This window comes from Pseudomonas sp. GL93 (assembly GCF_003408955.1).
GTDB classification, from domain to species: Bacteria; Pseudomonadota; Gammaproteobacteria; order Pseudomonadales; family Pseudomonadaceae; genus Aquipseudomonas; species Aquipseudomonas paracarnis.
This window is the reverse complement of record NZ_NKRF01000084.1, coordinates 1-5723: the sequence shown is the minus strand read 5'-3', so window position 1 is coordinate 5723 and position 5723 is coordinate 1. Positions and strand designations below refer to the sequence as shown.

Here is a 5723-nt window from a genome sequence, read left to right as displayed (position 1 = left end):
ACCCAAGACATGGGTAAAAGGCACAGCGGTGAATGCTCATGTTTCAACGGACAGGGTAATCAAGGCAGCCAAAACGAAAAGACCTTGAAAGGGATGGCTTTTACAGCGGCTTACTTTTGAAAAGCCGGAATGCCGGCCCAGCAAAACGCTCTTGCCCCACCACTCGGCACCTCGCCCAGGCTCGGTGTGCCCGTAATCCGCCAGTGATTTGGGGGGGCGCCGCCACGCGCCATCCATGGCGCGGGGCGGCTAAACCGGCATCCCTGCCGGTTTACCCCCCAAATCCCTGTCGAATTCCGGCCAGCGTGGTTTAACGGGGCGCCTGAGATCAAAAGCAGATCAAGAGCAAGATCAAGAGCGGCTCGCTTCGCATCGTGGTTACCGTCTCCAGATGGCCGGCTTGCCCTTTTTGTAGGAGCGAGCTTGCTCGCGAAAAACTCTCAGGTACCGCGTTCCTTCAGGAAACCCGCGTTATCGTTAACGTTTTTCGCGAGCAAGCTCGCTCCTACACAGGGTTTGCATCACTGCACGTCCACCCGCTGCACCTGCAACCCCAACTGTTCATACGCCTGCACATCCGGCGCGTCCCACTCGGTAATCAACGTATGAATACGGCTGCACGGCGCCACCACAAAGGGTTCCACCGCGCCGAGCTTGTCTGAGGTGGTCACGGCGATGACGTGGGACACGCTGTCGAGCAAGGCTTGCTTGACGGCCACTTCACCAAAATGCAGCGAGGTGATGCCTATTTGCGGGTGCAATGCACACACTCCGGTGAACAACAGGTCGGCCTTGACGCTCTGGATCAGGCGCACGGCTTCATGGCCGCCGGTGGAGAGCGTGGCGGGATTGAGTTGGCCACCGGCCAGGATCACTTTTATATGCGGATGGTCGGCCAGGGCGATGGCGATCATGGGGGATGGCGTGACCACGGTCAGGTGCAGTGCATGGGGCAAGCACTGAGCGATCTGCAAGGTGGTGGAGCCGGAATCGAACAGCACGATCTGGCCGTCTTCAACCCGCTCCGCCGCCACGCGGGCGAGGTGGCGCTTGACCTCGTTGGTCTCGCCGACACGGGTAAAGAAATCCTTGCCGGTGTCCTTGGGCCGGGGCAGGGCGCCGCCGTGTACGCGTTGCAACAGGCCGGCGGCGGCGAGTTCGCCGAGGTCGCGGCGGATGGTGTCCTGGGACACGGCGAAATGCTCGACCAATTCAGATGCGGTGACCTTGCCGTCGCGTTCCAGCAACAACAAGATCTTTTGTTTGCGCAGGGAAGGCAGGTCGATGGCTTGATGAGTGTTGTGCATGTTTGTGCGCTTTATTGCGGGTTTGTGCGAGATTAATCGTCAGTCCATCTAAACGCAACGGCTGGTTGCCCACGCTCCTGCCGGTTACTCTCTGTGTTCAGTTCAGGGAGAGGTGACCCGATGCCGTTGATCACAACCATCGAAGACTTACGCAAGCTGGCGCAAAAACGTGTCCCCCGCATGTTCTACGACTACGCCGATTCCGGCTCCTGGACTGAGAGCACCTACCGCGCCAACGAAACTGATTTTGCGCGTATCAAGTTTCGCCAACGGGTGGCGCGCAATATTGATGAGCGTTCGATCCGCGCCAGCATGATCGGCCAGGACATGGCCATGCCTGTGGCGCTGGCGCCGACTGGCCTGGCAGGCATGCAACATGCCGATGGCGAAATCCTCACTGCCCGTGCCGCTGCCGCGTTCGGGCTGCGCTATACCTTGTCGACCATGAGTATCTGTTCGCTGGAAGACATCGCCGAGCATGTCGGCCAGCCGTTCTGGTTCCAGTTGTATGTGATGCGCGACCGCAGTTTTATCGAGCAGTTGATCGAGCGCGCCAAGGCTGCCGGGGTGGATGCATTGGTGCTGACTTTGGATTTGCAAATTCTGGGGCAGCGCCATAAGGACTTGATCAACGGCCTGTCCGCGCCGCCCAAGCTGACCCTGCCGAACATTCTCAACATGATGACCAAGCCGCGCTGGGTGATGGGTATGCTGGGTACCCAGCGGCGTGGTTTCGGCAATATCGTCGGGCACGTGAAGGGCGTGGCCGACATGAGTTCGCTGTCGTCGTGGACCGCCCAGCAATTTGACCCGCGCCTGAGCTGGGACGATGTGGCGTGGATCAAGCGGTGCTGGGGTGGCAAGCTGATCATCAAGGGCATTCTCGATGTGGAGGATGCGCGCTTGGCGGCCGATTGCGGTGCCGATGCGTTGGTGGTGAGTAACCACGGTGGGCGCCAGCTTGATGGCGCGCCGTCGAGCATCAGCCAATTGCCGGCGATTGTCGAGGCCGTGGGCAACCGTATTGAAGTGTGGCTCGACGGCGGTATTCGTTCCGGCCAGGACGTGCTCAAGGCCATGGCGCTGGGCGCCAAGGGCACCATGATTGGCCGCCCGCACTTGTATGGGTTGGGGGCGATGGGCGAGGCGGGCGTGACCAAGGCCCTCGATATCATCGCCCGCGAACTGGACGTGTCGATGGCACTGTGTGGCTATAAGGATATACGCGAGGTGAATCGCGAAATCCTGTTGCCCGGTACCTTTCCTGGAAGCACGGCTTAAGCAAAAAAAACGTAAAAATATAAAAAGAGTTGTCCACGAAAACCGTGGGTATCTCTGTGGATAACTTTGTGAAGACCCGGCGGCGTTGGCGATTTCAGCGAAGATCATTATTTGATCAACTTGTATTTCGGGCCAACATGGCCAGGGTTTGCGCTTGACAGCCAAGCGCGAACCCAGTGCCGAAAAGCGTATTTATGAGGCGTTATCGCGGCCTGTGGAGTGTGTCACCACCTGGGCGGGCATCTTCGTGCGCATCAGGCTTTCCAGCGCCTGGCCATAACTGCGCCCGGCGAGGTTCATGCTGTTGTTATGGCTGGCACCGGGCACCAGCAACAAGTGTTTGGGTTGCTGGGCGGCTTCAAACAACTGCTGGCTGAAGCGCGGTGGTACGTAGCGGTCGTCGAGGCCGTGGACCACCAGCAGCGGCATGTGGATGTCGGCAATCTTGTCGATGGAATCGAACTTCTGCGACAGCAACCAGCGCACCGGCAATGAGGTGTTGGCAACGGCCGTGGCGACATCCGCCAGGGAGGTGAACGTGGACTCGATCACCAGCCCACGCACCGGCAATGGCACCTGCTTGCCCAACTCGGCAGCGAGGTCGATGGCGACCGCGCCACCTAGGGAGTGCCCGTAGATCAGGCGTTTGCCGGGGTCTGGTTGCAGGGTCTGGAAACGCTCCCAGGCAATGCGAGCGTCCTCGTACACCGTGGCTTCCGAGGGCAGGTCGCCCTGGCTTTGGCCAAAGCCGCGATAGTCGATGGCCAGGACCGAAAAGCCCAGGGCGTGCAATTGCTCGATGCGAAACAATTGGCCCGTGAGGTTCCAGCGTACCCCGTGCAGGTAGAGGATGGCGGGTGCGTCTTTGTTGGCTGCCGGGTACCACCAGCCATGAATGTTCTGCCCTGCTTTGAAACTGGCGGGCTTGAGTTCAAATTCCTGCACCGCCTTGGGCAGGCCGGTGTACCAGCCGGCGGTTCCCGGCTCGATGCGAAACACAAGTTCGCGCTCCTTGTGTTGCAACACGGCGCAGCCGACCGGCAGGCCGACAATCAACACGGCCATGCACAGCCAGACAAACCAGCGCAGGCCCCGGCGAGGTATGGAAGCAGAAGACATGAAGGTTCCAGAACAAAGGTGAAGCACGGGTTTTACCAGATGGCCCGGGCGGGTAGGCATTAATGCGACGGCCGTGACCGATGAAAGTGTTACAGCATTGAACAATCCTCGTGCGGGTTGTTAGGGTGAGGGGCTGAACAGGAGGAAAAACACATGGATTTCACAGGTAAAACCGCAATCGTCACCGGAGGTGCGCGTGGCTTGGGGCTCAGTTATGCACGAGCACTGGCGCAGGCTGGTGCCCGTGTCGTCATCAGTGATATTGGCGCCGACAACGTGGGCGCCGGCACCGATGCGTCGGTGGTGCAACAGGCCGCCGAGGCGTTGCGCGCCGAAGGGTTGACGGTAGCGGGCCATGGCGGTGACTTGTCCACGGACGAGGGGTGTCGCCAACTGATCAGCTATACCCTCGAAACCTTCGGCCAACTCGATATTTTGATTCACAACGCCGGCTGGGTGGGCTACCAGCCCATCGCAGAACTCGATGCCGCGTTCCTGCAGCGGGCCATGGACATCAACCTCTACGCACCGCTGTGGTTGTGCAAACATGCCTGGCCGCATCTGCTGCGCTCTTGTGCGCCGCGCATCATCCTCACCACCTCCGACCGTGCCATGTATGCGCAATACGAGCAGACCGGGCTGGTGGCCTACAGCGCTGGCAAGATGGCGCAAGTGGGGATCATGAACGCCTTGAGTCACGAAGGCGTTGAGGCCGGGGTGCTCGTCAACGCGATCTCGCCGGTGGCCAAGACGCGCATGTGGGGCGTGACCGAAGAATCGGACGAACTCAAGCCGGATTGGGTGACGCCGGGCGTGTTGTTCCTGGCGTCCCGGCAGTGCACCGATACCGGCTATATCCTGCGCGCGAGCAATGGCCAATTCACCGCCACGCGTTTCAGCGAAAATCCTGGCGTGGATTACCCACGCAATCTTGCCCGGATCAAAGCAGGCAGCGCTGAAGAAGTTGCCGCCGCGTGGTCGCATATCAAACAGCCGCCCACCCAGGCCACCACCTGAACTGTTTCCACCTACCAAGGCCCGACCATGAACGATAGCCCCGTGCGCATCACCGCCGAAGAAACCCTCTCGGACAACTGGTACCTGCTGAAAAAATACAGCTTCGACCTGCGCCGTCGCGACGGCAGTTGGCAAGCCCAGACCCGCGAGGTGTATGACCGGGGCAACGGTGCGACCATCCTGTTGTACAACCGCGAGCAACGCACGGTGTTGCTGATTCGCCAGTTCCGCATGCCCACGTTCGTCAACGATTACCCTGGCTACCTGATTGAAGCGGCGGCCGGTTTGCTCGATAACGCCAGCGCTGAAGAACGCATCCGCCTGGAGGCCGAGGAAGAGACCGGCTATCGCGTGGGGCATGTGGAGAAAATCTATGCGGCGTTCATGAGCCCGGGATCGGTGACGGAGCGGATTCACTTTTTTATCGGTGAATATCAGCCCGGCGACCGAGTGGGAGCGGGCGGAGGCCTGGAAGAAGAGGGCGAGGATATCGAGGTACTGGAGCTGGGCTTTGAGCAGGCACTGGCGATGGTGCAGAGTGGGGAGATTGTGGATGGCAAGACGATCATGTTGTTGCAGCATCTGGAGCTGCGGATGTTGAAAGAGGGTTGGTGAGACGCTTGGGAACTCTGCTGATGAGCGCGGGCCGAGGTGGGAGGGATCTACACAACGTTGGAGGTTGTAGCAGCCAACGGTAACCACGATGCGAAGCGAGCCGCTGTTGATCTTGCTCTTGATCTGCTTTTGATCTCAGGCGCCCCGTTAAACCACGCTGGCCGGAATTCGACAGGGATTTGGGGGCTAAACCGGCAGGGATGCCGGTTTAGCCGCCCCGCGCCATGGATGGCGCGTGGCGGCGGCCCCCCAAATCACTGGCGGATTACGGGCACACCGAGCCTAGGCGAGGTGCCGAGTGGTGGGGCAAGAGCCCTTTTGGTTACTTTTGGGGCTCTTTTCCAAAAGTGACCCGCTGTAAAAGCGGAACCCTAAGTGGCCGTT

5 protein-coding genes are annotated in these 5723 nt (G+C 60.0%); 3 read left to right on the top strand and 2 right to left on the bottom strand.

Going from position 1 to position 5723, the window contains the following annotated elements; all coding sequences use genetic code 11:
* Window positions 1-521 precede the first annotated feature (521 nt).
* Window positions 522-1307, bottom strand: coding sequence for a DeoR/GlpR family DNA-binding transcription regulator (locus CER19_RS18835; RefSeq protein ID WP_116667533.1), 786 nt, complete (start codon window positions 1305-1307; stop codon window positions 522-524).
* A gap of 120 nt (window positions 1308-1427) precedes the next feature.
* Here CER19_RS18835 and CER19_RS18830 point away from each other — a divergent pair, with 120 nt between their 5' ends.
* Window positions 1428-2588, top strand: a complete 1161-nt coding sequence (locus CER19_RS18830; protein ID WP_014718172.1) for an alpha-hydroxy acid oxidase — start codon at window positions 1428-1430, stop codon at window positions 2586-2588.
* Between the two features lie 192 nt (window positions 2589-2780).
* On the opposite strand, the gene CER19_RS18825 is transcribed toward CER19_RS18830, so the two are convergent.
* The gene (locus tag CER19_RS18825; protein WP_116667532.1) at window positions 2781-3707 is read right to left on the bottom strand and encodes an alpha/beta hydrolase; all 927 of its coding nucleotides are present in this window, start codon (window positions 3705-3707) and stop codon (window positions 2781-2783) included.
* Between the two features lie 153 nt (window positions 3708-3860).
* On the opposite strand from CER19_RS18825, the gene CER19_RS18820 reads away from it, so the two are divergent.
* Both CER19_RS18820 and CER19_RS18815 read left to right on the top strand, forming a co-directional pair.
* Window positions 3861-4724 (top strand): SDR family NAD(P)-dependent oxidoreductase, encoded by an 864-nt coding sequence (locus CER19_RS18820; protein ID WP_116667531.1) that lies wholly within the window; start codon window positions 3861-3863, stop codon window positions 4722-4724.
* A gap of 27 nt (window positions 4725-4751) precedes the next feature.
* Window positions 4752-5339 carry an NUDIX domain-containing protein gene (locus CER19_RS18815; RefSeq protein ID WP_020302080.1) on the top strand — a complete coding sequence of 196 codons (588 nt, stop codon included), beginning with the start codon at window positions 4752-4754 and terminating at the stop codon, window positions 5337-5339.
* Window positions 5340-5723 lie beyond the last annotated feature (384 nt).

What these genes read in the sequence shown, in the direction of transcription:
- CER19_RS18835 (WP_116667533.1), bottom strand. Translation starts at nt 1,307, where the DNA reads ATGCACAACACTCATCAAGCCATCGACCTGCCTTCCCTGCGCAAACAA.
- CER19_RS18830 (WP_014718172.1), top strand. Translation starts at nt 1,428, where the DNA reads ATGCCGTTGATCACAACCATCGAAGACTTACGCAAGCTGGCGCAAAAA.
- CER19_RS18825 (WP_116667532.1), bottom strand. Translation starts at nt 3,707, where the DNA reads ATGTCTTCTGCTTCCATACCTCGCCGGGGCCTGCGCTGGTTTGTCTGG.
- CER19_RS18820 (WP_116667531.1), top strand. Translation starts at nt 3,861, where the DNA reads ATGGATTTCACAGGTAAAACCGCAATCGTCACCGGAGGTGCGCGTGGC.
- CER19_RS18815 (WP_020302080.1), top strand. Translation starts at nt 4,752, where the DNA reads ATGAACGATAGCCCCGTGCGCATCACCGCCGAAGAAACCCTCTCGGAC.